29 protein-coding genes are annotated in these 25,498 nt (G+C 62.5%); 18 read left to right on the forward strand and 11 right to left on the reverse strand.

Features of this window, described 5'->3' with window-relative positions; all coding sequences use genetic code 11:
* Positions 1 to 93 precede the first annotated feature (93 nt).
* A complete protein-coding gene (locus tag PZN02_RS04740; protein ID WP_280660459.1) occupies positions 94 to 714 on the forward strand; it encodes a transglutaminase-like cysteine peptidase in 621 nt (206 codons plus the stop codon).
* Between the two features lie 155 nt (positions 715 to 869).
* Here PZN02_RS04740 and mbfA read toward each other — a convergent pair whose 3' ends face one another.
* The 3 genes from mbfA to efp all read right to left on the reverse strand — a co-directional run bounded on the left by mbfA (position 870) and on the right by efp (position 4,241).
* Positions 870 to 1,853 carry an iron exporter MbfA gene (gene mbfA, locus PZN02_RS04745; protein ID WP_280660460.1) on the reverse strand — a complete coding sequence of 328 codons (984 nt, stop codon included), beginning with the start codon at positions 1,851 to 1,853 and terminating at the stop codon, positions 870 to 872.
* Positions 1,854 to 2,118: 265 nt separating this feature from the next.
* Positions 2,119 to 3,360 carry an SAM-dependent methyltransferase gene (locus tag PZN02_RS04750; protein ID WP_280660461.1) on the reverse strand — a complete coding sequence of 414 codons (1,242 nt, stop codon included), beginning with the start codon at positions 3,358 to 3,360 and terminating at the stop codon, positions 2,119 to 2,121.
* Between the two features lie 311 nt (positions 3,361 to 3,671).
* Positions 3,672 to 4,241: an elongation factor P gene (efp, locus tag PZN02_RS04755; protein ID WP_280660462.1), complete on the reverse strand. Its 570-nt coding sequence runs from the start codon at positions 4,239 to 4,241 to the stop codon at positions 3,672 to 3,674.
* A 188-nt stretch (positions 4,242 to 4,429) separates the two neighbouring features.
* Here efp and epmA point away from each other — a divergent pair, with 188 nt between their 5' ends.
* The 6 genes from epmA (at position 4,430) to PZN02_RS04785 (ending at position 10,436) form a co-directional block, all read left to right on the forward strand.
* Positions 4,430 to 5,482, forward strand: coding sequence for an EF-P lysine aminoacylase EpmA (epmA, locus tag PZN02_RS04760; RefSeq protein ID WP_280660463.1), 1,053 nt, complete (start codon positions 4,430 to 4,432; stop codon positions 5,480 to 5,482).
* Complete coding sequence (locus PZN02_RS04765) at positions 5,479 to 6,540, forward strand: lysine-2,3-aminomutase-like protein (protein ID WP_280660464.1); 1,062 nt, start codon at positions 5,479 to 5,481, stop codon at positions 6,538 to 6,540. Before epmA ends, PZN02_RS04765 begins: the two co-directional genes overlap by 4 nt.
* Before the next feature lie 189 nt (positions 6,541 to 6,729).
* Positions 6,730 to 7,161 (forward strand): carboxymuconolactone decarboxylase family protein, encoded by a 432-nt coding sequence (locus PZN02_RS04770; protein WP_280660465.1) that lies wholly within the window; start codon positions 6,730 to 6,732, stop codon positions 7,159 to 7,161.
* A gap of 1 nt (position 7,162) precedes the next feature.
* Complete coding sequence (gene sigJ, locus PZN02_RS04775) at positions 7,163 to 8,053, forward strand: RNA polymerase sigma factor SigJ (protein ID WP_280660466.1); 891 nt, start codon at positions 7,163 to 7,165, stop codon at positions 8,051 to 8,053.
* Between the two features lie 27 nt (positions 8,054 to 8,080).
* Positions 8,081 to 9,520 carry an MFS transporter gene (locus PZN02_RS04780; protein WP_280660467.1) on the forward strand — a complete coding sequence of 480 codons (1,440 nt, stop codon included), beginning with the start codon at positions 8,081 to 8,083 and terminating at the stop codon, positions 9,518 to 9,520.
* Between the two features lie 85 nt (positions 9,521 to 9,605).
* Positions 9,606 to 10,436: a class I SAM-dependent methyltransferase gene (locus PZN02_RS04785; protein ID WP_425336270.1), complete on the forward strand. Its 831-nt coding sequence runs from the start codon at positions 9,606 to 9,608 to the stop codon at positions 10,434 to 10,436.
* A 78-nt stretch (positions 10,437 to 10,514) separates the two neighbouring features.
* Here PZN02_RS04785 and PZN02_RS04790 read toward each other — a convergent pair whose 3' ends face one another.
* Positions 10,515 to 11,180 carry a YiaD family glycine zipper/OmpA-like lipoprotein gene (locus PZN02_RS04790; protein WP_280661386.1) on the reverse strand — a complete coding sequence of 222 codons (666 nt, stop codon included), beginning with the start codon at positions 11,178 to 11,180 and terminating at the stop codon, positions 10,515 to 10,517.
* A 347-nt stretch (positions 11,181 to 11,527) separates the two neighbouring features.
* Here PZN02_RS04790 and PZN02_RS04795 point away from each other — a divergent pair, with 347 nt between their 5' ends.
* Together PZN02_RS04795 and PZN02_RS04800 are read left to right on the forward strand one after the other, a co-directional pair.
* Positions 11,528 to 12,166: an exopolysaccharide biosynthesis protein gene (locus PZN02_RS04795; protein WP_280660469.1), complete on the forward strand. Its 639-nt coding sequence runs from the start codon at positions 11,528 to 11,530 to the stop codon at positions 12,164 to 12,166.
* Positions 12,167 to 12,338: 172 nt separating this feature from the next.
* Positions 12,339 to 13,289 (forward strand): NAD-dependent epimerase/dehydratase family protein, encoded by a 951-nt coding sequence (locus tag PZN02_RS04800; RefSeq protein ID WP_280660470.1) that lies wholly within the window; start codon positions 12,339 to 12,341, stop codon positions 13,287 to 13,289.
* A gap of 3 nt (positions 13,290 to 13,292) precedes the next feature.
* Here the strand turns inward: PZN02_RS04800 and PZN02_RS04805 are convergent, their stop codons facing one another.
* Both PZN02_RS04805 and PZN02_RS04810 read right to left on the reverse strand, forming a co-directional pair.
* The gene (locus PZN02_RS04805; protein ID WP_280660471.1) at positions 13,293 to 13,832 is read right to left on the reverse strand and encodes a GNAT family N-acetyltransferase; all 540 of its coding nucleotides are present in this window, start codon (positions 13,830 to 13,832) and stop codon (positions 13,293 to 13,295) included.
* A 2-nt stretch (positions 13,833 to 13,834) separates the two neighbouring features.
* The gene (locus PZN02_RS04810) at positions 13,835 to 14,413 is read right to left on the reverse strand and encodes a helix-turn-helix domain-containing protein (protein WP_280660472.1); all 579 of its coding nucleotides are present in this window, start codon (positions 14,411 to 14,413) and stop codon (positions 13,835 to 13,837) included.
* Positions 14,414 to 14,593: 180 nt separating this feature from the next.
* Between PZN02_RS04810 and PZN02_RS04815 the strand changes: the two genes are divergently transcribed.
* The 4 genes from PZN02_RS04815 (at position 14,594) to PZN02_RS04830 (ending at position 18,352) form a co-directional block, all read left to right on the forward strand.
* Positions 14,594 to 15,853, forward strand: a complete 1,260-nt coding sequence (locus PZN02_RS04815; RefSeq protein ID WP_280660473.1) for an MFS transporter — start codon at positions 14,594 to 14,596, stop codon at positions 15,851 to 15,853.
* Between the two features lie 82 nt (positions 15,854 to 15,935).
* The gene (gene lepA / locus PZN02_RS04820) at positions 15,936 to 17,762 is read left to right on the forward strand and encodes a translation elongation factor 4 (protein ID WP_425336271.1); all 1,827 of its coding nucleotides are present in this window, start codon (positions 15,936 to 15,938) and stop codon (positions 17,760 to 17,762) included.
* A gap of 57 nt (positions 17,763 to 17,819) precedes the next feature.
* Positions 17,820 to 18,053 carry a type II toxin-antitoxin system CcdA family antitoxin gene (locus PZN02_RS04825; protein ID WP_280660475.1) on the forward strand — a complete coding sequence of 78 codons (234 nt, stop codon included), beginning with the start codon at positions 17,820 to 17,822 and terminating at the stop codon, positions 18,051 to 18,053.
* Entirely contained in the window at positions 18,053 to 18,352 is a 300-nt protein-coding gene (locus PZN02_RS04830; protein ID WP_280660476.1) for a CcdB family protein, read from the forward strand. The genes PZN02_RS04825 and PZN02_RS04830 overlap by 1 nt, the downstream gene beginning before the upstream one ends.
* A 27-nt stretch (positions 18,353 to 18,379) precedes the next feature.
* Here the strand turns inward: PZN02_RS04830 and PZN02_RS04835 are convergent, their stop codons facing one another.
* From PZN02_RS04835 to PZN02_RS04845, 3 genes are read right to left on the reverse strand one after another with little or no spacing between them, the layout of a single operon-like run.
* On the reverse strand, positions 18,380 to 18,880 hold the full coding sequence (locus tag PZN02_RS04835) for a GNAT family N-acetyltransferase (protein ID WP_280660477.1): 501 nt from the start codon (positions 18,878 to 18,880) through the stop codon (positions 18,380 to 18,382).
* A gap of 30 nt (positions 18,881 to 18,910) precedes the next feature.
* The gene (locus tag PZN02_RS04840; protein WP_280660478.1) at positions 18,911 to 19,462 is read right to left on the reverse strand and encodes a sugar O-acetyltransferase; all 552 of its coding nucleotides are present in this window, start codon (positions 19,460 to 19,462) and stop codon (positions 18,911 to 18,913) included.
* Entirely contained in the window at positions 19,459 to 19,950 is a 492-nt protein-coding gene (locus PZN02_RS04845; protein WP_280660479.1) for a GFA family protein, read from the reverse strand. The genes PZN02_RS04840 and PZN02_RS04845 overlap by 4 nt, the downstream gene beginning before the upstream one ends.
* Before the next feature lie 405 nt (positions 19,951 to 20,355).
* Between PZN02_RS04845 and rnk the strand changes: the two genes are divergently transcribed.
* Positions 20,356 to 20,751, forward strand: coding sequence for a nucleoside diphosphate kinase regulator (gene rnk, locus PZN02_RS04850; RefSeq protein ID WP_280660480.1), 396 nt, complete (start codon positions 20,356 to 20,358; stop codon positions 20,749 to 20,751).
* A gap of 57 nt (positions 20,752 to 20,808) precedes the next feature.
* On the opposite strand, the gene PZN02_RS04855 is transcribed toward rnk, so the two are convergent.
* A complete protein-coding gene (locus tag PZN02_RS04855; RefSeq protein WP_280660481.1) occupies positions 20,809 to 21,264 on the reverse strand; it encodes a DoxX family protein in 456 nt (151 codons plus the stop codon).
* A gap of 187 nt (positions 21,265 to 21,451) precedes the next feature.
* On the opposite strand from PZN02_RS04855, the gene PZN02_RS04860 reads away from it, so the two are divergent.
* Both PZN02_RS04860 and PZN02_RS04865 read left to right on the forward strand, forming a co-directional pair.
* A complete protein-coding gene (locus PZN02_RS04860) occupies positions 21,452 to 21,733 on the forward strand; it encodes an Rdx family protein (protein WP_280660482.1) in 282 nt (93 codons plus the stop codon).
* An 83-nt stretch (positions 21,734 to 21,816) separates the two neighbouring features.
* Entirely contained in the window at positions 21,817 to 22,161 is a 345-nt protein-coding gene (locus PZN02_RS04865) for a YqaA family protein (RefSeq protein ID WP_280661387.1), read from the forward strand.
* 3 nt (positions 22,162 to 22,164) lie between these two features.
* On the opposite strand, the gene PZN02_RS04870 is transcribed toward PZN02_RS04865, so the two are convergent.
* On the reverse strand, positions 22,165 to 22,791 hold the full coding sequence (locus PZN02_RS04870) for a ribonuclease D (RefSeq protein WP_280660483.1): 627 nt from the start codon (positions 22,789 to 22,791) through the stop codon (positions 22,165 to 22,167).
* A gap of 42 nt (positions 22,792 to 22,833) precedes the next feature.
* Here PZN02_RS04870 and PZN02_RS04875 point away from each other — a divergent pair, with 42 nt between their 5' ends.
* Positions 22,834 to 23,244 carry a hypothetical protein gene (locus tag PZN02_RS04875; RefSeq protein WP_280660484.1) on the forward strand — a complete coding sequence of 137 codons (411 nt, stop codon included), beginning with the start codon at positions 22,834 to 22,836 and terminating at the stop codon, positions 23,242 to 23,244.
* A 232-nt stretch (positions 23,245 to 23,476) separates the two neighbouring features.
* The gene (locus tag PZN02_RS04880; protein ID WP_280660485.1) at positions 23,477 to 25,441 is read left to right on the forward strand and encodes an adenylate/guanylate cyclase domain-containing protein; all 1,965 of its coding nucleotides are present in this window, start codon (positions 23,477 to 23,479) and stop codon (positions 25,439 to 25,441) included.
* The last annotated feature ends 57 nt before the right edge of the window (positions 25,442 to 25,498 follow it).

Raw genomic sequence — 25,498 nt, forward strand, 5'->3', positions numbered from 1 at the left:
CAGGGGAAAAATCCTACAAAAGCTGTCGGCAACTTTTGATTGCGCGGATCGATCCGGAAATAAACCGGGCTCGCCGCGTCACAGGGGATCTGTATGGCGTCTTGGACCGGGGTTAAGGCAAGCATTGCGGCTTTCTGCGCAGTTTTCATTTCAGCAAACACGGCAATTCCCGCCCAGGCGGGACCCTCTCCATGGATGCAGACCGGCTCGGCAACCTCCCAGCCGATCGGGCATTACGAGTTTTGCCAGAAGCATCGCGGTGAATGCGGTGCGCGGTCCAAGACCACCGTCGCGCCGCGTGTCACCGACCGGGGCTGGGCCGTCATCCGACAGGTCAATGCTCAGGTCAACCGCGAGATCACGCCCGTGACCGACCAGCAGGTTTTCGGCAGGGACGAGGTCTGGTCCTATCCAGGCGCAACCGGCGATTGTGAAGACTTCGCGCTCGAAAAGCGCCGCCGGCTGATGAAACGAGGCTTTTCTGCCAGCCAGTTGCTGATGACCGTCGTGCGCAAGCCTGATGGCGAGGGCCATGCGGTCCTGACGGTCCGCACCGCGCAGGGCGACTTTATCCTCGACAATCTCGAAAACAGGGTGAGGCTCTGGACACAGACGCCCTATCACTATCTCAAGCGCCAGGCGTCCTATAACAGCGGCCGCTGGGTGACCATCGACAACAGCGGCGAGATCGTGGTCGGCTCGGTCGGCAACTGACCAAGGCGCAGCGCGAGTTATCAAAAAGGGCCGGTTTGCGGCCCTTTTTTATGTCGTTTTTTCGGCGCTGCGCACTTTTGGGCGACATGCTTGTTCATGCCTTTTCGATGCATGTCGTTATCCCAAAACCGCTGCGCACTTCTGGGCGACATGCATCAGGCGTTGCCGATGAGGACGCCGGCGGCGAGCACCAGACTGCCACCGAGGACGACCTGGAACGCCGCCCTCAGGAATGGCGTTTCCATATAACGGTTCTGGATGAAGGCGATCGCCCAAAGCTCGACGAAGACGATCGCGGCCGCCGTCACCGTCGCCGTCCAGAAGTGCGGGATCAGATAGGGCAGCGCGTGGCCAAGCCCCCCGAGCGCCGTCATAATGCCCGAGGCAAGTCCGCGCTTGATCGGCGAGCCGCGCCCGGAAAGCTTGCCGTCGTCATGGGCGGCCTCGGTGAAACCCATCGAAATGCCGGCGCCGACCGAGGCCGAAAGGCCGACTAGAAAGGTCTGCCACGTGTCCTGGGTTGCGAAGGCGGCGGCAAAGATCGGCGCCAGCGTCGAGACCGATCCGTCCATCAGGCCGGCAAGGCCCGGCTGTACGTAAGTGAGGATGAACTGCCGGCGCGACGTCTGCTCTTCCTCGGCGCGCACGTCTTCGGGCGTGTGCTTCTCGCCAAGCCGGCGGGCGAGCGATTCATGCGATTTCTCGGCAATTGCCAGGTCGCCGAGCAACTTGCGCGTCGCCGCATCCTGCGTTCGCGCGGCCGCCTCGACATAGAAACGGTGAGCCGTCTCCTCCATTGCTTCCGCCTCGTCGCGCGCCTTTTCGATCGGCATCTCGGCGATCAGCCAATCGGGCTTGCGCTCCGGGAAGTCGCGCACGTGTTCGCGCCGGATCAACGGGATGCGATTGCCGAAACGGGCGACATGCAGATCGATCAAGGCCTGGCGATGATGGCTTTCCTCTTCCGCCATCTCCTCGAAGACCCTGGCGGAATGCGGGTATTTTTCGCGCAGCGCATCCGCATAGGCGAGATAGATGCGACCGTCGTCCTCCTCGGAGGAAATCGCCAGCGCGAGGATTTCCTGCTCGCTTAAAGAAAGAAACGGACGCTTGAAACGGGAGAAAAGGCGGGAAAACATTGGCAAGACCTTCTCAAGACCTTCTTTAGAATGATTCTAAAAATAGAGAGCGGAACATGGAGCGTCAAGGCGCGGAGCGGCGAGCCTTACGGCACAGCAACGCCCCTCACCCCGATGCCGCGACCTTCGCCCCGCTCACGGGGAGAAGGGGCAGGCCGCGCCGGCGTCAGTCCCCCCTGCCCGCAATTGCGGCGAGGGGACTGGGGTGAGGGGCAAACTTGATGCGCAAGCAAGGGAGACCGGGGATCGACCGGATGCGCCGCGCTCAGATCACGAGGCTGAGCGCCTTTTCCTGGTCGAGATAGGCGCGCTGCTGATCGGTGATGTAGTCGCGCACGATCGGGGCGGCGTCGCGCGAACGCGAAAGCTGCATATGGAAGACGAGCTGGCTGCCGGTGCGGAACATCATCTCCGCGCTGATCAAGTAGAACTCCCACATCCTGGCGAAGCGCTCGTCGTACATCGCGATCACCTCGTCGCGCTTTTCCTCGAAGCGCTTGCCCCAGTGCGCCAGCGTCGTCGCATAGTGCACGCGCAGGAATTCCAGATCGGTCACCCACAGGCTGTTTTGCTCGACAACCGAGAAGACTTCGGAAAGCGCCGGCGAATAGGCGCCGGGGAAGATGTATTTGCGCAGCCACGGGCTTGCCATGCCGGGCGGGCTCATGTGCCCGATCGAGTGCAGCACGGCGAGCCCGTCATCCGGCATCAACGCATTCAGCTTCTTGAAGAACTCGTCGTAGTGGTGAACACCGACATGCTCGAACATGCCGACCGAGACGATGCGATCGAATGGGCCCTGAACGTCGCGGTAATCCTTCAATTCAAAACGTACGCGATCGGCCATGCCCGCCTTGCGAGCCCGCTCGGAAGCGAGCGCCTGTTGCTCCTTCGAAAGCGTCACTCCCAGAACCTCGACATTCTCGAGCGCCGCCAGGTAGAGCGCCAGATCGCCCCAGCCGCAGCCGATGTCGAGCACCCTCATGCCCGGCTTCAGGCAGAGTTTCGCCGCGAGCAGCCTGAGCTTGTTGCGCTGCGCCGCCTCCAGCGTCTCGTCGGGCGAGCGGAAATAGGCGCAGGAATAGAGCATGTTCTCGTCAAGGAAGAGCTTGTAGAAATCGTTGCCAAGGTCGTAGTGATGAGCGACGTTTTGCTGGGCCTTACCCTTGGGGTTTGCCTGCTGGCGCTTGCGGAAACGCATCTTGATCGCGCGCAACACCTTCTGGATCGGATAGGAACCGAGCGAGAGCCGGTTGATCGAGAACAGCGTAAGGAAATCCCGAAGCGTCGAGCCCTCCTCGAAGCGCATCGTGCCATCCATATAGGCTTCGCCGGCGGCGAGCTCGGCGTTGAAGACGAGGCTGCGATAAAGCCGCTTGTCCGTCAGCCGCATCGTCACGTGTGGCCCGGGCTCGCCGGAGAAGACGTGGCGTTTGCCATCGGCATCGATCACCGTCAGGCGACCCTTACGGATAAAGGACTTCATCATATGCGACAGTGGAAACATGCAGGACCTCGCGTGATAGGATCGCCATGAGTGCGAGGGTGCAGTTGGAAAGCCACCTTGCGTCGCGCCCCCGCTCCGGACGGCGGCATCCTAGCATCGGCGCGACAAAATGCGCGCCCTATTTGCAGGTATAAGAGCCGGATATGAAACGAAAACGGGGACGGCAGTCAGCGACCGCCGTCCCCCGTTCGATTTCCCGCCTGCTGCATGTTTTCTTAAATCGTAGCCGATTTGAGGATAAAACATGCAGCAACTCAAAGCGCTACAGCGTCCTTTGCGCATCTGAGACGCACGACGTTGTAGGACTTCAATCAGTCCTTGGCGCGCTCGACGTAGGAGCCATCTTCCGTCGCGATGACGACGCGGGTGCCGGCCTGGATGTGCGGCGGCACGAGCGTCCGCACGCCGTTTGAGAGAACCGCCGGCTTGTAGGAAGAAGAAGCCGTCTGGCCCTTAACGACCGGCTCGGTCTCGGTGATTTCGAGGACGACGTGACGCGGCAGGTCAATCGCGATCGCGAGGCCCTCGTGGATCGACAGCATCACAGCCATGCCTTCCTGCAAATAGGCCTTCAAATCGCCGATGTCTTCGGCCGACATGACGAGCTGGTCGTAGGTTTCCGGGTTCATGAAATGGAACCCTTCGCCGTCTTCGTAGAGGAACGTGTGTTCGCGGTCTTCGACGAAAGCGCGCTCGACCTGCTCGGTCGTGCGGTAGCGCTCGGAAACCTTCACGCCGTCGGAAATGCGGCGCATGTCGACCTGGGTGACCGGCGTGCCCTTGCCCGGATGGAAGTTCTGTGCGGTAAGCACGACATAGAGCTTACCGTCGACGTCGAGAACGTTGCCCTTGCGGACAGAAGAAGCGATGACCTTGACCATTAGTCTTCCTTGTAACAGAGGTATGCGCGACACGGCGAGCCGGGAAACCCGGCCCTGCAGGACGCGAAAACTAGGATTTCGCGCCGCAAGTACCCTAATTTCGTGGAAATAGCCAGCCTGCGACGGCATTCACGCGAAGAAACTGGCACGCGAAACTTGGCACGCGAAGAAAGTTGGACCGATTGATCATGCCGCATGCTTCTCCCTGGTGGACACCTGATGTCCATGCCGACCGGCGCCCATTTCTGATCGGGCGCAACCGGATCCAATCGGCGCTGCGGCGTTACTTCGACGAACGGGACTTCATCGAGGTCGATACGGCGAGTCTGCAGGCGTCCCCGGGCAATGAAGCCCATCTTCATGCCTTTGCAACGCAGGCGCTTGGCCATGACGGCGTCGCCCAGCCGCTTTATCTCCACACCTCGCCGGAATTCGCCTGCAAGAAACTGCTTGCCGCGGGCGAAAAGCGCATCGCCTGTTTTGCCCATGTCTACCGCAACCGGGAGCGCGGACCGCTGCACCATCCCGAATTCACCATGCTCGAATGGTACCGCGCCGGCGAGAGCTACGAGGCGCTGATGCGCGACTGCGCGCAAATCCTCGCGCTCGCCGCCGAGACGACAGGCACACGATCCCTCTCCTATCACGGCAGGACCACCGACCCGTTTCTCGAGCCGGAGAGGCTTTCCCTGGCCGAAGCCTTCGAGCGCTTTGCGGGCATCGACCTGCTCGCCTCGATCGCCGGGGACGGCGCGACGGATCGCGACCGGCTAGCCGCGGCCATGAGGATTTCGGGCTTGCGCGTTGCCGACGACGACACCTGGGCTGACCTCTTCAGCCGTGTGCTCGTGGAAAAGGTCGAGCCCAATCTCGGTTTCGGCCGGCCGACGATCCTCGACGAATATCCGACCGCCGAGGCGGCGCTCGCCAGGCCGGCGGCGCGAGACCGCCGCGTCGCCGAACGGTTCGAGCTCTATGCCTGCGGCGTCGAGCTTGCCAATGCCTTCGGCGAACTGACGGATGCCGCCGAGCAGCGCCGCCGCTTCGAACTCGAAATGGCGGAGAAGGCGCGCGTCTATGGCGAAACCTATCCGCTCGACGAAGACTTCCTGTCGGCTCTCGCCATCATGCCTGAGGCGAGCGGCATCGCTCTCGGCTTCGATCGCCTGGTGATGCTAGCGACGGGGGCTTCGCGCATCGATCAGGTGCTGTGGGCACCGGTCGCGGAGGCAAACGCATGACCGCCGGGCGCCCCATCAAAACGGCGCGCGAGCTCATCGACGCCGGCCTTATCGCGCCGGCGGACGAAGAGACGGTATCGCGTGTTGCGTCGCGCTATGCCGTTTCGATCAGTCCCGCCATTGCAGATCTCATCGACCGTCAGGACAAGAGCGACCCCATCGCCCGGCAGTTCGTGCCGGACGCGGCCGAGCTGACGCTCACGCCGGAAGAGCGCGCCGATCCGATCGGCGACGGTTCGCGCAGCCCGGTTACCGGGATCGTCCACCGCTATCCCGACCGCGTGCTGCTCAAGGCGGTGCACGTGTGCCCGGTCTATTGCCGCTTCTGTTTCCGCCGCGAGATGGTCGGGCCACAGGGGCTCGGCACGTTGACGCCTGCCGAGCTCGACGCTGCGATCGCTTACATTGCGGACCATTCCGAAATCTGGGAGGTGATCCTCACCGGCGGCGATCCACTGGTGCTTTCGCCCCGTCGGCTCAGCGAAATCATGGAGCGGCTCGGCGCGATAGACCATGTCAGGATCGTCCGCTTCCACACACGCGTGCCCGTCGTCGAACCGGAGCGCATCGATGCCGACCTCGTCGCGGCGTTGAAGGCGAGCGGCAAGGCGACCTATGTGGCGCTCCACGCCAATCACCCGCGCGAGCTGACGCCCGAGGCGCGTGCCGCTTCGGCCCGCCTTATCGACGCGGGCATCGTCATGGTCAGCCAGTCGGTGCTGCTCAAGGGCGTCAACGACGATGCGACCGTGCTCGCGGAACTGATGCGCGCCTTCGTCGAAACGCGGATCAAGCCCTATTACCTGCATCACCCCGATCTCGCCCCTGGCACCGGCCATTTCCGGCTGTCGATCGAGGAGGGGCAGAAGCTCGTCGCCGCACTTCGCGGCCGCATTTCCGGCCTTTGCCAGCCGACCTATATCCTCGACATCCCCGGCGGCTACGGCAAGGCCGTCATCAGCGCAAGCACGATCGCTGCGGAAGGGGGCGGCTGCTACACCGTCACCGATTTCCGCGGAAACGAACACGCCTATCCGCCTACAGCGCCGCGCGTCTGATCAGACGCGCAAGGACGCTGTAGCACTTTGAATTGCTGCATGTTTTTATCCTTAAATCGGATACGATTTAAGGATACATGCAGGAGCGGCTAACTTTCCGAAAAAATCGCAGCGGCACGTCACAGGCGTCCACGGTCAATCGTCAACTGATCGAAAGCATCAATTGACCCCCAACAATGGAGAGAGACCATGACCGACATCAAAGCCGTGCGTTACGAACAGGAAATCCCGGATGTGCTCGCCGCGCTTGCCGACGTGCACACGAAAATGGACAGCCACGGCCTCGACCGGACGATCCACCACCTCGTCCAGCTTCGCGCCTCGCAGATCAACCGTTGCGGCTTCTGCGTGAAGATGCATACGAAGGAAGCCCGTGCCGACGGCGAGACGAGCGAACGGCTCGACCGCATTATCGTCTGGGACCAGGTCGGCGATTTCTCCGCGCGCGAAAAGGCCGCCCTCGCCTGGACCGAGGCTTTGACGGAACTCGAACCACGGACGGATTTCGCAACTCTGCGTGCTCGGCTTCGCGAGCACTTCAGCGACAACGAGATCAGCGTCATCACCTCGACCGTGGCGATGATCAATCTTTGGAACCGTATCCAGATTTCGAGGCACTGACATGGTTCGCAACGACAAGAGCGGCATGTTCGAGGAGGCGCGGCCGCGCCTCCTCGGCCTCGCCTACCGCATTCTGGGTTCGCGTGCCGATGCCGAGGATGCGGTGCAGGACACGTTTCTTAAATGGCAGGCGGCCGATCTTTCCGCGATCGAAAGTCCGGCCGCCTGGCTCACCACCGCCTGCACCCGCCGCTGCCTCGATCTGCTCAAATCCGCCCACCGCAAACGCGTCGACTATGTCGGCGCGTGGCTGCCGGAACCGATCCACACCGCAAGCGACGACAACGTGGAGGAGAAGCTTGCGCTCACCTCCTCGCTCACGACCGCATTCCTGCTGATGCTCGAACGGCTGACGCCCAAGGAGCGGGCTGCCTATCTGTTGCATGAGATTTTCGGCCAACCCTATGACGAGATTGCCGAAACGCTCGGCATGCAGGAGACAGCCGCCCGCAAACTGGTCTCACGCGCGAAATCCAATATCGGTGTGGTCCAGACCCGACATGCGACACCGCGCGAACGGCAGGACGAACTCCTCGGCGCCTTCCGCGACGCCATTCACGGCGGCGACATCGCCGGTCTTTCGGCGCTGCTCTCGGCCGACGTGAAGCTCACCGCCGACGGAGGCGGCAAAGCCGCGACCGTGCTCGGCATCCTTTCCGGCAAGGAGACCGTCATGGCCTTCATCGCCGAGCGCCTGACCGAATACTGGTCGCACTACCGGTGGGAAACCGCGGAGCTCAACGGCGGACGCGGCATCGTCCTTAGGGGCGATGGCGACGATGTCGCCGCGACGGTTTCCTTCGGCTACGACCACGACGGCCGGGTCGCCGACATCTTCATCGTCCGCAATCCGGACAAGCTCACTCATCTTGACGACGCAACCGTTCATTGACACGGTCGCCGATCAACGAGGCTCCACATGCTCGACAAGACCAAGAACGCCGCGGCCGCATCCGATGCCGGCTGGCTCACCCTTTTCTCCGGCGGAAACGCCATCCATTCGCTTGTGCTCAGCGGCGGCGTCGCGCTGCATGCGCTCAATATCTATATCGTCACGACCGTCATGCCCTCCGTCGTGCGGGACATCGGCGGGCTCGACTATTATGCGTGGAGCACGACACTTTTCGTTGCCGCGTCCATTCTCGGTGCGGCGCTTTCGGCGCGGCTGCTCGCTCGGGCCGGCGCCGGCGGCGCCTATGCCGTCGCTGCGCTGGTCTTCGCACTTGGCTCGCTCGCATGCGCCCTCGCACCCGTCATGCCGTTGCTGCTTGGCGGCCGCGCGATCCAGGGCTTCGGCGGCGGGCTTCTCTACGCGCTCGCCTATGGCGTCATCCGCATGGTCTTCCCAGCCACACTCTGGGCCCGCGCGATCGGGCTCATATCCGCCACTTGGGGCACGGCGACGCTCGTCGGCCCGGCCGTCGGCGGCGTGTTTGCCGAATATGGCGCGTGGCGGGCTGCCTTCTGGTCGCTGCTGCCCCTGACGGCGGTGCTCGCGATCCTCGCCCTCTCGACTCTGCCGCGAACGACATCGGGCGCGCGCGGTCCGCTGCCGCTGACACAGCTCACGCTTCTCATCGGCATCGTCCTGGTGCTTTCGGTGAGCGGAACCCTTACGGCGACTGCCGAACAGATCGCCGGCGTCAGTGCCGCGCTCGTTCTCTTTGCAGTGCTCGTCGCAAGCGAGCGCCGCGCGGCGGGGCGGCTGTTGCCGCAGGGCACGCTCAGCCCTCGCTCGCCGCTCGCGGCGCTCTATGCGACCATTGCATTGGCGATGATCGGCATGCAGCCGGAGATTTACGTGCCCTATCTGTTGCAGGAACTGCACGGGCGGTCTCCCCTCGTTGCCGGTTATATCGCCGCGCTGATGGCGCTCGGCTGGACGGCCGGCTCGATGACGAGCGCCCATTGGGAGGGCGGCCGCGCTCGCAAGACCATTACCGCCGGCCCGTTCTTCGGCCTTGCCGGCCTCCTGACGATCGCCGCTTTCATGCCTATCATCTCGGCTGGCTTCGCCGCGATCGCGGTGCCGCTATGCCTCGGGATCGCTGCAGTCGGCTTCGGCATCGGGCTCGCCTGGCCGCACATCGTCACGGCGGTCTATGCCGCGGCGCCCGTTGGCGAAGAGGAAAAGGCGGCAGCGTCGATCACGACGATCCAGCTCTTCGCCGCATCGCTCGGCGCCGCGCTTGCCGGCATGACAGCCAACTTGGCCGGCATTGGCGAGGGCACGGCGCAGGGCGCCTCCTCGGCCGCGATCTGGCTCTTTGGGCTCTTCGCACTGGCACCGGCCTTGGGCATTGCCTCTGCCCGCAGCGCAAGCGCAAACCGACATATACAGAACCAAGAAATGCATTAGAGTCAGGAACTCGAACGTCGCGGCAGGCGCGCGCGGCGATTATGCAAGGACTTCTGCGAAGGTGGTCGGAAAGCATCCCCCATCGATGTCGCCGGAGAGAGCCATGGCGCCAAGGAGTTGCTTCACTGGCGTCAAGGCGACGCCGCTGATCACGCTTCAGGCGAAGGCGGAGGAGAGCGTCATGCCCGACTCTCTCCTCCACGACCATTTCGCCGCCGCCGCGCTCGCCCGCATCGGCGAGGATCTTACGCACCTGAAGGTCGGTCACGACACGACGATCGCGATCGCCACGCGGGCCTATTTGCTCGATCGCTGGACCGAAGCCTTTCTCGACCGGCACCCTGATGCGACCGTGCTGCATCTCGGTTGCGGTCTCGACAGCCGCGTCTTTCGCCTCGATCCACAGCCGCCTGTGCGTTGGTTCGATGTCGATTTTCCGGACGTCATCGCGTTCAGGCGGCGTCTTTACCCCTGTCGAGAGAACTACGCGATGATTGCGGCTTCGATCACCAGTGAAACGTGGCTTTGCCAATGTCCAGCCGATAGGCCGGCGATGATCGTTGCCGAGGGGGTGCTACCCTATCTGGAGCAGAATGAGGTGCCGCTGCTTCTGCGTCGGCTCGTCGGCCATTTGCCGCTCGGCGAGATCGCCTTCGATGCCTATAGCCGGCTGATGATCTGGCTGCTGAACTTCAACCCCGCGATCCGCGCGACCGGCGCCGACCTTCATTGGGCAATCGACGACCCGGCGGAACTCGAGCGGCAGGTACCGGGCCTGGCGCTCGTGGAGGACCGCTGCAACTGGAGCGGGGCCGAGGCGGCGCGTATGTCGCCCCCTGCGCAGATCGCGCTCCAGATGCTCGAGGCAACGCCGATGCTGCCGCCGATGGGGCGCCTGCTTCGCTATCGATTTTGATGCGTCTGCGTTGCCGCTTAAAGAAAAGGGGTCGCCCGGCATACCGGCGGCCCCTTGTCGTATCTGTGATCTTGCGGGTCAGCCCTGCTTGATCGGGGCGATCGAGATTTCGACGCGGCGGTTTTGCGCACGGCCCGCCTCGGTGGCATTCGATGCGATCGGCCGTTCCATGCCATAGCCCATGGTAGAGATGCGCCGCTGGTCGATGCCGCGGCTGCCGAGATAGTTGGCAACCGAAGCTGCGCGGCGCTCGGAGAGACCCTGGTTGTGGGCGGCGCTGCCGGTCGAATCGGTGTGGCCGTCGACGTCGATCAGCGTCCGGTTGAACTTGCGCAGCACGACCGCGACAGAATCGAGCGTCGGGTAGAAGGGCGGGATTACCTGATCGCGATCGGTCGCAAAGGTGATGTTCGACGGCATGTTGAGGATGATGCGGTCGCCCGCACGCGTGACCGAAACGCCGGTGCCCTGCAGCTGGGCACGCAGTTCCGCTTCCTGCTGGTCCATGTAGTTACCGATGAGGCCGCCGCCGAGCGCGCCGATACCGGCGCCGACAAGCGCGGCATCACGCCGCCCCGCGGCACTGCCGCCGACCAGAAGGCCGGTTGCGGCGCCAAGGCCCGCACCGATCAGCGCACCGCCTGCCGTATTCGACATCTTCTGCTCGCCCGTGTAGGGATCGGTGGTGGTGCATCCGGAAAGGTAAACGGCCGCAATGGCCAGGATGGCGCATTTCTTGATCATCGAATCGATTGTCCCCATTGGTGCTCGAAATGCTTCATACTATCGATTAAGGCAGGAAGATGAAGAGGCATTCCGTTCGCACTGCAACCGGCGGAATGCAGCTTTATGTTGCACGCCGGCAACGGTCGCGGCAGCCCGATAAAATGGCCGGCCGCCGCCACATTGCTGTCCAGAGCACCCGCTAACCGATCCTTCACATGCCCGTGCTATACGGGGCCACTGCATGGTTCCTTAATCGGAACCGATTCAAGGACAAAGCCATGCAGCAAATTAGAGCGCTACAGCGACCTTTGTGCGTCTGAAAAGACGCACGGCGCTGCAAGGGTCAGATACGCGGGGACGACAGCATGGCGATCGAGTTCGGCGACACGGAACGCAGTCTCAGCGACACGCTGAACGACATGATCGCCTCGATCAGAGGCAGTACGATCACGCTGCGCGAGCTTATGATCGGAATCGGCGAGCACGGCTTTCTGCTGCTTTGCGCGCTTCTGACGCTACCGTTTTTGATTCCCGTTTCGATTCCGGGCGTCAGCACCGTGTTCGGCGCGGCAATCATCCTTATCTCGCTGGCGATCACCCTCAATCGGCTGCCCTGGCTGCCGCAACGCATCCTTGATCGGCAGATCGAAACCGAAAAGCTCGTGCCGACGCTCAAAAAGGGAGCCGCGCTCGTCTCCAAGCTCGATCGCTTCGTGCGGCCGAGACTGCGCTTCCTGACGCAGGGCGTCGTCATGAACCGCTTCAACGGGCTGATGATCATGGCCGGCGGTGTGCTGCTGATGTTTCCGCTCGGGCTGATCCCGCTGTCGAACACGCTGCCCGGCATCGCGATTCTGCTGCTTTCGCTGGGCATCATCCAGCGCGACGGCCTGATGGTGGCCGGGGGCTATCTTTTCCTTATCGCGACCACGATCTATTTCGCCGTTCTCGCCTATGTGGCCCTTGCCGCCGGCCAAGGACTCTCTAGCTTCTTCGTTTCCTGAGCGGCGGAAAGCCGCCAAAATAAGTGGCGGGCAATAACCGGCCCTGCCGCGAGAAACGACAGCGCCGCGCTTCTTATCGGACGCGCAAAGTGTGCTGTAGCACATTTGGTTGCTGCATGCTTTTATCCTTGGATCGGCTAGGATTTAGGGAAACATGCAGTAGGGATGGATCATGGCAAGCGTGTTGATCGTCGGCGGCGCCGGCTTCATCGGGTCGCATGTGGTGGTGCGCTGTCTGGAAGCCGGGCACGACGTCCACGTGCTGGCTCGTCCTCAGACGAGCTTGCACCGTCTTCAGGAGGTGCAGGGGAAGATCCAACTTCACCGTCTGCACCTCGACGAGCATGAAGCTCTTCAGCGCTGCTTTGCAGAGGCAAAGCCCGATTGCGTCTTTCATCTTGCCGTATCGACCAGGCGCAAGGAGGAGCCGAGACTCGGTGATGCCTTCGGGAGCGTCAAGGAGGATTTACTCGGCCTCTTGTCGATAATCGCTGCAGCGGCAGAAGCGCGCCCGGCACCGCGGATCTTCATTCGTGCAGGGTCCCTGGCAGCCTACGGGAGAGCGCCCACTCCGCATGCGGAGTGGCAACGAGAAAGGCCGAGCACGACCTATGCCGCGGGGCTGGTATCCGGTGCGCATTACGTCGAGGCGCTGCAACCGCGGCTTCCTTTTCCGGTCATCACGGCGCGGCTTTCACTCATCTACGGGCCTTCCCAGTCGGAGGAGTTCCTCATTCCCTCGTTGATTCGACGCTCCCTTGCCGGCGAACGCTTCACCGTGCGCCGCCCTAGCGAGCGTCGCGATTTGCTTTTCGTCGACGACGCGGTCGATGCCCTGCACCGTCTTTCAGAAACTCCGGCGCGCGGCGGATCGATTGTCAACATCGCCTCGGGCCATGCGCCGACCATGCGGGAGACAGCCCTGGCGATCCTCGCTGCAACCGGCGCCGACCCGGCACTTGTCGACTTCCATCCCGCCGACAGATCAGGAGACGTCGACCTGTGCCCGTCGCCGGTCCTGGCAGAAGAACTCATCGGCTGGAAAGCCCGTGTCCCCTTGCAGCAAGGTATTGAACAGACCGTCGCCTGGTGGAAACAGTCGCTTGCGGCCAGCCCGGGTTAGAAACTACGCAATTTCAGACAGCACGAGATGCTTGTAGAAGAAGGTCGTGCTGCAATAGCGGCCGTCCGGCATCAGCGCATAGTCGGGGACAACGCCGGCGCGCAGCCAGCCGAAGCGCTCATAGATCACTTCCGCCGGCTCACCGGTGGCCGTGTCGAGCACGAGCACGCGGCGGCCGCGCCTCGCTGCTTCGGCTTCCGCTTTCTCCATCAGCCGGCGCGCAAGACCGAGGCCACGCGCATCCCGGTGGACGAGCAGTTTCTTGATGTCGGCGCGGTGTGGCTGGTTGGGCATCGTAGCGACGCCGAGTTGCACGGTACCGACCACCCGGCCGTCGACATCGGCAACGATCAGCACCGTTTCGTCTCGGGCGACGGAGGCGCAAACCGCGTCCCAAAAAGGCAAGGCATCCTTCGGCGCGAAAGGCTGCATGAACCCGACCGACGCGCCACCCTCGACGCAATCGGAAAGGATGTCGGCAAGCGCCGGCAGAGCGGCGCGGGTTTCTTCTTCGCAGAGCACGCGGATGTTTATCTCAGGCATGGCTAGACCTTGGTGCGGCAAAGGATGACGGCGTAGTGGGCCGGTTCGTCATAGGGATTATGAAAGACGTGCGCCTCCTCCAGCCCCATGAAGAGGCAGTCGCCCGCCTCGAGCAGGTGGCGCCCGTCCTCCATCGTCAGTTCGAGCCGGCCGGAAAAAAGCCAGAGGTGCTGCGTGATGCCGCGGTCCGCCGGCTGGCGCTCGAAGACGACCCGGGCTCCCGGCGGAAACTCGACCTCGACGATATCGACCGGCGACCCGACGCCTTCGGGCGAAACAGACCGGCGCAGGTAACCGCTTTCCGGGTCGCGCCAGAGCCGCTGATCCGCTCGCCGCGCGACCGGCGAGGCATCCTTCACCTCGAAGGCGAACAGCGCCGAAAGCGTCGTGCCGAGCGCGCTGCAAAGCTTCGCCAGGAGCTGAGCCGTCGGGCTCGTTTCGCCGCGTTCGATGCGCGATATCATCGCCCGGCTGACGCCGGAGCGCGTCGCGAGATCGTCGAGGGTCAGCGCCTGCTCGGTTCGCAGTTGCCGTACCCGTTCTCCGATGGCCTGTTCAAGAGGGTCGTTAAGTTCTTCCATTATTTGAGATTGCATTTCTCATATAGTGGAGTCAAGGCGCCGTCGAACCGCCAAAAAAATTTCGCCCATGCCGCTTTGACGACAACGCGCCGGCAGTTCCGGCGCTATGGTTGCGGGCGAGCGCTATTTCGCAAAAGCATTCTTCTTCAATAGTTTAGAAATCTCTTGTGGAGGGGCAGCATGGACGTCGCGGAAGCCAGGCGCGGATCCCCGTCCTCGCTCATGTCGATCGCCAGCATCGTCGTCTCGATGACGGCGGTCGCGATCGGGAACGGCATGATGCTCGCCTATGTTCCCTTTGTCCTGACACGATCCGAGGCGCCGGACTGGGTTCCGGGTGCTGCGGTAACCGCCATCGCCTTCGGCGGACTTGTCGGCTGCGTGATTGCCGGACCACTTATCCGCCGCGTCGGCCATGCCCGCGCCTTCTCCTGCTCCATGGCCCTCGTCATTCTCGCTGCGCTGATAATCAGCCTTGGCGTCCATCCCCTTCTCTGGGTGTTCGCACGCTGCCTCTACGGCGCGGCCGGCAATACGAATTTCATCATCAGCCAGAGCTGGCTGAACCATGCCAGCGAAAACCACTGGCGCGGCAAGGCGATGGCGCTTTTCTACATGGCCTATGTGATCGGCCTCGGCGCCGGCGCCTGGCTCTTCGGCCAGATACCCGCGGAAGGCAATCTTGCGCCGATCATCACGATCTTCTTCACCACGATGGCGATCCTGCCGATCGGCCTCACCCGCCTGCCGACGCCGCCTGCGCCCGCCAAGGTCAGCATCGACATTGCGATGGCGTGGCGGAATTCTCCCGTCGCCTTCGTCGGCGTCCTTGCGGCCGGCGGCCTTTCCATGGTCGTGCAGGGCTTCACGCCGATCTATGCCGCCGCCAACGACGTCAGCCAGAAGGACGTGGCGGCGCTGATGTTCGTCATGCAGTTCGGGCTGATGTTCATCCAATATCCGATGGGCGCGCTCTCCGACCGGATCGACCGCCGTATCGTGCTGATCGCCACCTGCACGCTGATTGTCGCCGCCGGAATTGCGGCGCTCAGCGTTTCCTTCGCCAATCTCATCCTTTTAATGCTGGTCTTCGCGCTCTTCGCCGGTGCGGTCGAGACGGTCTACTCGATCGCCAATGCGCATGCCAACGACCGTGCCGATCCGTCCGATTTCGTGCCGCTCGCCAGCACAATGCTCGTTGCCTGGTCGACGGCCGCAACCATCGTTCCGATGCTTGTTACCATGCTGACGCCGGTCTTGGGGCAGCGCACGTTCATCTACGCCGCCATGGCGGTGGCTCTGCTCTATGCCGCCTTCGTGTTCTTCCGCCTCGGCAGCCGCGAGAGAGTGCCGCCACAGCTCTGCGAAAGCTTCGAACTCAAGAGCGCGCAGGTGCCGAATGCCGGCGCACTGATCGAGGCGGAAATACAGGCCGAATAGGTGCGCGCGGGCGCGAAACTATAGTGAACGAAGCCTTCATTTCCCGCTTTGCGCCGCCTGATCGCGCTGCTATATGCGGCCCATGAGCACAACATCTTCCAAGACGCCCCTGACGCATATCCGCAACTTCTCGATCGTGGCCCATATCGACCACGGCAAATCGACGCTCGCCGACCGGCTGATCCAGTCGACCGGAGGTCTTGCCGAGCGCGAAATGTCCGAGCAGGTGCTGGACAGCATGGATATCGAGCGCGAGCGCGGCATCACCATCAAGGCCCAGACCGTGCGCCTGCACTACAAGGCCAATGACGGCGAAACCTATGTGCTGAACCTCATCGATACGCCCGGCCACGTCGACTTCGCCTATGAAGTCTCGCGCTCGCTTTCGGCCTGCGAGGGCTCGCTGCTCGTCGTCGACGCCAGCCAGGGGGTCGAAGCCCAGACGCTCGCCAACGTCTACCAGGCGATCGACAACAACCACGAGCTCGTCACCGTGCTCAACAAGATCGATCTGCCGGCGGCCGAACCGGAGCGCATCAAGGAGCAGATCGAGGAAGTGATCGGCATCGATGCTTCCGACGCCGTGCTGATCTCGGCCAAGACCGGCCTCGGCATTCCGGACGTACTCGAGGCGATCGTGCACAAGCTGCCGGCGCCGAAGAGCGAAGGCGGCGACACCGCTCCGTTGAAGGCGCTGCTCGTCGACAGCTGGTATGACGCCTACCTCGGGGTCATGGTTCTGGTGCGCGTCATCGACGGAACCCTGAAAAAGGGCATGACCATCCGCATGATGGGAACGGACGCGAAATACCAGGTGGAGCGCGTCGGCGTGCTGACGCCGAAGATGGTTGCGATGGATTCGCTCGGCCCCGGCGAGATCGGCTTCATCACCGCCTCGATCAAGGAAGTGGCCGACACCCGCGTCGGCGATACGATCACCGAGGACAAGCGGCCGACGGCCAAGGCACTGCCGGGTTTCAAGCCGGCCCAGCCCGTCGTCTTCTGCGGTCTGTTTCCCGTCGACGCCGCCGATTTCGAGGACCTGCGCTCCGCGATGGGCAAGTTACGCCTTAACGATGCGTCGTTCTCGTTCGAAATGGAATCCTCCGCCGCGCTCGGCTTCGGCTTCCGCTGCGGCTTCCTCGGCCTTCTGCACCTTGAAATCATCCAGGAGCGGCTGGAGCGCGAATTCGATCTCGATCTGATCGCGACCGCGCCATCGGTCGTCTACAAGCTGTTCATGAACGATGGCTCAGAGCGTGAGCTTCACAACCCCGCCGACATGCCGGATGTTGTCAAGATCGCTGAAATCCACGAACCGTGGATTCGCGCGACGATCCTCACGCCCGATGATTATCTCGGCGGCATCCTGAAGCTCTGTCAGGATCGGCGCGGCATCCAAGTCGAGCTCACCTATGTCGGCAGCCGAGCAATGCTGACCTACGACCTGCCGCTCAACGAAGTTGTTTTCGATTTCTATGACCGGCTGAAGTCGATTTCCAAGGGCTACGCCTCCTTCGACTACCAGATCACCGATCACCGGGAAGGCAACCTTGTAAAGATGTCTATCCTCGTCAATGGCGAGCCGGTAGACGCGCTGTCGATGATGGTGCACCGCATGGCGGCGGAAAAGCGCGGCCGCGAAATGTGCGAGAAGCTGAAAGAGCTGATCCCGAAGCATATGTTCAAGATCCCGATCCAGGCCGCCATCGGCGGCAATGTGATCGCGCGCGAAACCATCTCGGCACTGCGCAAGGACGTGACCGCCAAGTGTTACGGCGGCGACGCTACCCGCAAACGCAAGCTTCTGGAAAAGCAGAAGGCCGGCAAGAAGCGCATGCGCCAGTTCGGCAAGGTGGAGATCCCGCAGGAAGCGTTTATCGCGGCCTTGAAGATGGGCGACGAGTGAGCGGTTTGCTTCCAGCAAAGATGCGCATATAATGTGCGCATCTTCATCGGAGCAAATATGACACGGTCAACCGCAAGACGGCCAACCAATCTCTCGCTGGACGGCGATTTGCTTTCAAAGGCGCGCGATCTGAAGATCAACGTTTCGCGCGCGGCGGAAGAAGGCATCGCGCAAGCGATCAAGACCGAACGGGAAAAGCTCTGGCGTATTGAGAACGCGACAGCGATCGCCGATGCCAACGCCTTGGTCGAAAAGCGCGGACTGCCGCTGGCGAAACATCGGCAGTTCTAATGTCCCGCTTTCATGTCTACCGATTGAAGCAGGCCGAAACATTGGTGGTCGACCTGCAAGCAGACCTCTTCGAGGCATTGAAGACGAGGATTGTCGCACCGCTCATTCCGGCATCCGAATTCGGTCACGCGATGTCACGCCTTAACCCGAGCACGAAGATCGACGGTGAAAATTACGTCATGGCGATCCATCTTATGGCCGCGATACCCTTGAGCGAACTCGGTGACATGGTTACAGACCTATCGAGCCAGCGCGACGACATCGTCACGGCCACGGATTTCGCATTCCAAGGTTTCTGATACGACCTCCAGCCCCATCGATCGTCGCTAAAGAAGATAGCGCTTCGATATCCTGTCCATGGGCCGGCCATCCTTCAGCGGCACCGCCTTCTCGACCTTGTAATCGACGAAGCCCATTTTCGCGTAGTAGGCCAGTCCGCCGGAGTTGTCGGCACGAATCGTGGCATTGATTGCCTTGAAGCCGGCGGCGCGCGCATGCGCCTTGGTGGCAGCGAAAAGCGCCGTTCCGGCACCGCGAACCTTCGCATAAGGGCGGGCAAAAGTTCCGATATCCACCCAACCGTCCGGAAGGCCGTCCCAGCGCTCCAATCCCTGAAAGGCGCCAGGCCGGCCATCGGCATCCTCGGCAACATAGCAACTGACGAAGCCCGGGCCGTTGAGAAAATGCGCGGCGAAGCTCTCGTCGGTAAACGGTGTTTCGTGGGCAGTGGTGCCGCCGATTCGGATGATCTCGTTCAGAAAGGCGCGAAGCGTCGGGACATCCTCGGCGCGCGCCTGCCGGACATGTACCGTCACGTTATCGACCATGACAAAAGCCCCCGTTCTTTCCTTCGAGCGTCACTGACGAACCCGCGCCGGATTCCCGACCACGGTCGCACCCGGGGCAACGTCACGCGTCACTACCGCGCCCGCGCCCACGATCGCGCCGTCGCCTATCGTTACGCCACCGAGAATGATTGCACCGCCGCCGATCCAGACGTTGTCGCCGATCGTCACCGGGCGGGCGATTTCCAGCCCCTCGCGGCGCAACGCCGGATCCTTGTGGTGTTCGGCGCAATAGATCTGTACGCCCGGTCCCAGCATCGTATCGCTGCCGATGACGACGGGCGCGCTGTCGAGGATGGTGCAGCCGGCGTTCAGATAGACGCGGGCGCCGAGCGTAATGTTCATGCCGTAGGAACAATGGAACGGCGCTTCGACGAAGGCGTCGGCGGCAACATCGGCAAAGAGCGCCCTCAAGGCCGGGGACAGGCCGCCGCGCTCGTCCGGTGGCAGGGTGTTGTGCTGGTGAACCGCCTTGCGGGCGCGATCGCGCAATTGGTCGAGTTCCGGATCGAGGCAGCGATACCACGCGCCGGCCGCCATTTTTTCACGCTCGCTTCCCGTCATGGCCGCGCCTGTCCTCTCGCCTTGGCATGGGCGCGATCGCGCCGCTCCAGGCTCTCCTTCGGCCACAGCGCCTGCATGTCGTAATATTCCTCGAAAGCGTTGGCGCCCGCCGGCAAAGCCACCCAGTCGAGTTTCGAGCGTGTATAGATATGCACGTCCGGCGGAAAATCCGATGGGCGGTCGAGCGTTGCGACGCGAACAAAGGACAGCCATTTGCGCCGGCCATAGTCGCTCCAGAGCGCCGACTGGCAGTCGGCGCAGCGATAGACGTCGTGCGGGCGGCCACTGTCGGTCGGCAGCGTGATCATCACGGGTTCGCCCTTGAGCAACTCGACGTTTTCCGCCTCGACGATGCCGTTCAGCACAAAGGCGCTGCCCGTCTGCCGCTGGCAATCGCTGCAGTGGCAGCAATGGACGAACATCGGCCGCGCCTTCAGCCGATAACGGATGCGCCCGCAAAAGCAGCCGCCTTCGATCGCTTCGCTCATGACCAAACCTCCCCATCACGAGATCGTATTGCCGCACGGCGGGTGAGCCAAAAACCCACCGGCGCGCTCCCGTCAGGCTCATTCTGTGGGCTAGATTGACCACGGCCGCCGCCACCGTTCAAGAGGCGATCGGCAGCCTTGACTTCGCCGGCGAACTTTCCGACCTTTGGGTCATGCCGACGCTTGCGATCCATTTCCGTTGTTCTTTCCGGGTCTGCCCTATCGCAGGAAACTGACCCCGGCCCGGATGCGTGCGCTCTCCGGGGAAGGGGAGCCTTTCGCATCGAGACCGTCTGCGGCCATTCCACAGACTTGAGTGCGGCGAGCGCAAGAACATTTCACAAAAACAGCCGCGATCATGGCGCCTTTAAGGGAGCGACCATGCGCCCAAGCACGGATCTCATCATGGCGGACAAAGCAACCCGCACGAAACTTCCACCAATCATCATCAATGCCGAGGACCATGCGCGCCTCACCGCACTGGCCTTGTCGGCTCTCGACCGCATGCCCGAGGTCGCCGAAGCGCTGCTTTCGGAACTCGAACGGGCACGCGTCGTCGCGCGCGATTTGCCGAAAGACAGCGTGCAGATGGGCTCGACCGTCGCCTTCGATGCCGACAATGGCTTTGCCAGGGAAGTTACGCTGGTCTATCCCGGCGAGGCGGATATCGAAGCGGGCAGAATTTCGGTGTTGACGCCGATCGGCGCGGCGCTGATCGGCCTTTCCGTCGGACAGTCGATCGACTGGCTCGACCGGGCGGGAAAAACGCATCGCATGACGATCCGCAGCGTTGCCCGATAATGTTGATCGTGAGGAGGAGAGACGCGGCCGGCGAGCGGTCGCGTCAAAAGCAAGGGATCAGAACTGTTTGCCGAGCTTGGCGTCGACCGACTGGCTGTTGGCGCCGCGGACGGCAAAGAAGAAGGTGATTGCAGCCCAAAGGATCGATTTCTCGGCGCCGCCGAGCCCCTGGCCCTGCACGAAGCCATGGAAATAGACGGTGACCAGCAGCACGATGGTGGCCGCGAAGGCGGCGGGGCGGGTCAGAAAGCCGATGGCGATGAAGAGACCGCCGAAGAATTCGGTCGCAGAGAGCAGCGGCGACCAGAAGACGCCGGGATAGAAACCCAGGCCTTCCACCATGCCAACGGCACCGAAGGGATCGAGGATCTTGCCGTAGCCGTGGGTGACGAGCAGCGCACCGGCAAGGACGCGTAGCAGCGTTTCGGCGAAGGTGTCGAGCGGCAGGTAGATCTTTTCGAGTACCGGCAGGATCGCGCGCGGGCGGCCGGTCGTAGCGGTGGTGTCGGTCATGAAGTCCTCTGGAATCGGTTGCATTGCAGCAATTCTCTTGCCGGGCGCCGTTCGCAATTCAAGGCTCCCTCCAATAAAAACATGACTATAAAAGTTGACATGTGCGTGATGTGGGCGTGAAAGGCCGGTTGTTGCGACCCCGACGCGCCGATATGTTTTGAATCCAATGCAAAACAGGAAACATGAGATGAGTGAAAAGCCGCGCGTCACGATCCTTTACTGCACCCAGTGCAATTGGCTGCTGCGCGCCGGCTGGATGGCGCAAGAGCTGCTGTCGACCTTTGGCGATACGCTCGGCGAAGTCGCGCTGGTCCCCGGCACCGGCGGCAATTTCGAGATCCGCGTCGATGGCGAGCTCGTCTGGGAGCGCAAGCGCGATGGCGGCTTCCCCGGGCCGAAGGAGTTGAAGCAGCGGATCCGCGACGTAATCGAGCCGGAGCGCGATCTCGGCCATGTCGACAGGAGTTGAGCCTGGACTTCGGTATACTCTCCGGCGTCTTTGCCGCGGCCTTCCTGTCGGCGACCTTGCTCTTCGGCCTTTCGGAGGCGGCAATCGTCGCAGCAGCGCTTGCTGGCGAGACCAGCCGCACCGACCTCTTCCTGGCGGCGACCGCGGGCAATGTCCTCGGCGCCGTTATCAATTTCGCGCTCGGACGTTTCCTCATCCGATTTGAGGGCCGCCGCTGGTTTCCGGTTTCGCCACCGGCGCGACGGAAGGCCGAAGCGCTGTTTCAGCGCTATGGCCGGCCCGTGCTGCTCTTTTCCTGGCTGCCGGTCGTTGGCGATCCGCTGACGCTCGTCGCCGGGCTGCTGAGGACGCCGCTCACGCCCTTTCTGATCTTCGTGACGCTCGGCAAGGCAGCGCGCTATGCCGTCGTCCTGTGGCTGACACCGTGAACGTCAGCTGTGCGCGAAAATATCCGTTTCTTCCCAGCCGAGCAGATCGAGCTTGGCACGCGTCGGCAGGAAGGCGAAGCAGGCCTCGGCATGCTCCATGCGGCCATCGCGCAGGAGGCGTTCCGTCAACTTGTCGCGCAGCGCATGCAGGTGAAGCACGTCGGAGGCGGCATATTCCAGCTGTGCCGGAGAGAGGATGTCGGCCGCCCAATCCGACGACTGCTGCTGCTTGGAAATATCGATGTCGAGCAATTCCTTGAGATTATCCTTGAGCCCGTGCCGGTCGGTATAGGTGCGCGTCAGCCTTGAGGCGATCTTGGTGCAGAACACGGGCATCGCCGTGACCCCGAAGGTGTGGAAGAGCACGGCGATATCGAAGCGGCCGAAGTGGAAGATCTTCTGGCGCGCCGGATCGGCGAGCATCGCAACGAGGTTCGGCGCTTCTCTCTGCCCGGCGGCGATGCGGATCACGTCGGCGGTGCCGTCACCCGGTGAAAGCTGCACCACGCACAACCGGTCGCGGCGGGGGATGAGGCCGAGCGTTTCCGTGTCGATGGCGATGGCGCCCGTGTAGCGGGCCGCATCGGCCGCGGAAATATCGCCTTCGTGGAATCGTATTGTATTCGCCATCGAAAATCCCCAGATCAACTAGCCAAGTGAATTGGAACACAGTTGGCCTATATCGCAAGTTTGCCGGAGGCAATACCGTACGTTCTCCAGTCCGGTCTTGCCGATCCCCTGAGAAAGCCCGAGAGCATGATTTCGCTTCGATCCGTCCTGGTGCCTGCCTCCACCGCCATGCTTCTGGGAATCTCGACAGGCGCTGCACTCGCGACAGAAAGCGCGCCGCAGTTCGCTCAAGCCTACTATGACCTTCCGGGCGTCCGCGCCGAGGATCCGCTGCAGGATCCGCCGAGGGTGGCTTGCGAGCAGGTCTTCGTCGACCGCTGGGCGCCATTCGAGTCCTCGCGCGGGCCGGGCTACGATACGGTCTACAAGTGCCGCGAGGGCGACGGCCCGGTCTTTCGGGGAAGTCGATTGCCGCCCTCGCTCGAGCGGCAGAAGCGCGGACTGAACTATTAGTCCGCTGCATCTTGTTTCGGTGTGGGCAACCGATCATCGCCGGTTCGCCCGATGACGCAAGTAAGCTCATGTGATGTCGGATTTTAGTAAGCAATTGCTTACCTTTCACGGAGCGAACCGAGTCAGTATTTGGTCTCGTCAGCTCCTGCGGATCATCAGTTAACAAGTTCTATGCAATCGCCGTGCAATGCTGCAAAGATTGACGGCGAACTTACAGACGGGACTAAAACGCATGCGCGGCTCCGGCGAGAACAAGCATCCCCCGATCTGGACGCACTCTCTCCGATCCCTGTTTGCCCTCGTGATGGTTGCAATGCTCATCGTGGTATCCGCCACGCTGGTCGGCCTTGATTACCACCGGTCGCGCAATGCCGCGATCGAAGATGCCGAAGCCAGCATGCGCGGCTTTGTCGGTCGTCTCGTCGACCGGCTCGGGGTCCTTTCCGGCGATACATCGGCGTTGGTCGGCCTTGTGGCATCGGTGGCCAATTCCTTCCTCGTGCCTCCGCCGGAGCGCCTGAACGACAAGATCGCGATTCTGCGCGAAGGCATCATGCGGTCTCCGCATATCGATGGGATCTATGTCGGCTATCCAGATGGCACGTTCTTCCAAGTCGTCGATCTGGCAATGCCGGCGTGGCGCATGGCGCTCGACGCGCCGCGCGGCGCGATGCTTGCCGTGCGCTCGATAGAAAAAGACGCCGAAGGAAAGCCGGTCAACCGCGTCCTGTTCCTCGATGCAGACGGCACGCAGTTTGCCGAACGCCGATCGACGCCCACTGGCTTCGATCCGCAAACCCGCCCCTGGTATCAGGCCGCTGTCGAAGGGAAGGCTCCGGTATCGACCGGGCCTTACGAAATGGCCACGACCGGCAAGCTGGGGATGACGATATCGCAAGCCCATCACGGAAACGGAAAGATCGTCATCGGCGCAGACGTCGTTCTCGACACGATCACCGACTTCCTCTCGCGCGAGCGGCTCACAGACGGTTCCGTTTCATTCATTCTCGATGCGGTCGGGCGGCCGATCATCCACTCCGATCCCGCCATGATGCGGCGCATCATGGCGGCAAAACAGAAGTATGACCCGGTCGCTGCACCGCAAAACGATCCCCTCATCGAAAGCATCCGGCTCAACCCGCCTCCCGCGGGCAAGGCAAGCTTCGTCGATGTCGGTGATCGCACCTATCTTGTCGTGGTAACGCCGCTGGCGTCGGCCTTGCTGCTTTCCGGGCACCGGGTCGTCGTCGCCGCCCCCCTTGACGAACTGATGGCGACCGCCAACACCGCCCTGCTCCAGGGCCTCGCAATTTCGGGTGCGGTCGTGGTGCTTGCTGTCCTCAGCGCTCTCGTTCTCGCCCATCTGATCACGAAGTCTCTGCACCAGCTGACCGCCAGCGCCAACCGGCTGCAGGATCTGGATTTCACCACGCCGATCGATGTGCCGTCGCACGTCACGGAAATCTCGACGCTCAACGGCGCCATGAACAAGGCGCGCGACGCGATCTTCACCTTCGCGCTTTACGTGCCCAAGGAACTGGTGCGCCGAGGCATCGAATCCGGACAGTTCAGCGGCCGCGCCGCCTGGCGTCAGGAAGTGACGGCGCTTTTCACCGATATCTACGATTTCACCACGATCAGCGAGCGCCACGCGCCGGAGGAAGTGGTGGCGATGCTTTCGGAATATTTCGATGTTTTCAGCGAAACGGTCCACGCCCACAACGGCACCATCATCCAGTTCCACGGCGACTCCGTCTTCGCGATGTGGAACGCGCCAGTCGCCGACGAACGGCACGCCGAAGATGCCTGTCGCTGCGCGCTTGCCGTCAAGGAGAGGCTGCAGGCGTTCAACGAAAAGCAGAAGGCAAAGGGCCTTCCGGAATTCCGCACCCGCTTCGGTATTCATACCGGCACGGCCGTCGTTGGCAGCGTCGGCGCCAAGGAGCGGCTGCAATATACGGCGATGGGCGACACGGTGAATGTGGCCTCGCGGCTTGAAGGCATGAACAAGAATTACGGCACGACGATCATGGCGAGCGGCGCTGTGGTTTCCCAATGCAAGGACGTCATCACATTCCGTCCGCTCGGCTCGGCCCAGGCCAAAGGGCGGGCGACGGCGCTCGATGTCTATGAGGTCCTCGCGGCGAGCCCGGTCGAGCTGAAAATGGACGAAGCGCAAACCGGAACGGCGGCATAGGTGTCGGCGGCAAGGCCCGCTCTCCAGACAACAAAAAAGCCCGGCTGGCCGGGCTCT

This window comes from Sinorhizobium garamanticum (assembly GCF_029892065.1).
In the GTDB taxonomy this organism is placed as follows: domain Bacteria; phylum Pseudomonadota; class Alphaproteobacteria; order Rhizobiales; family Rhizobiaceae; genus Sinorhizobium; species Sinorhizobium garamanticum.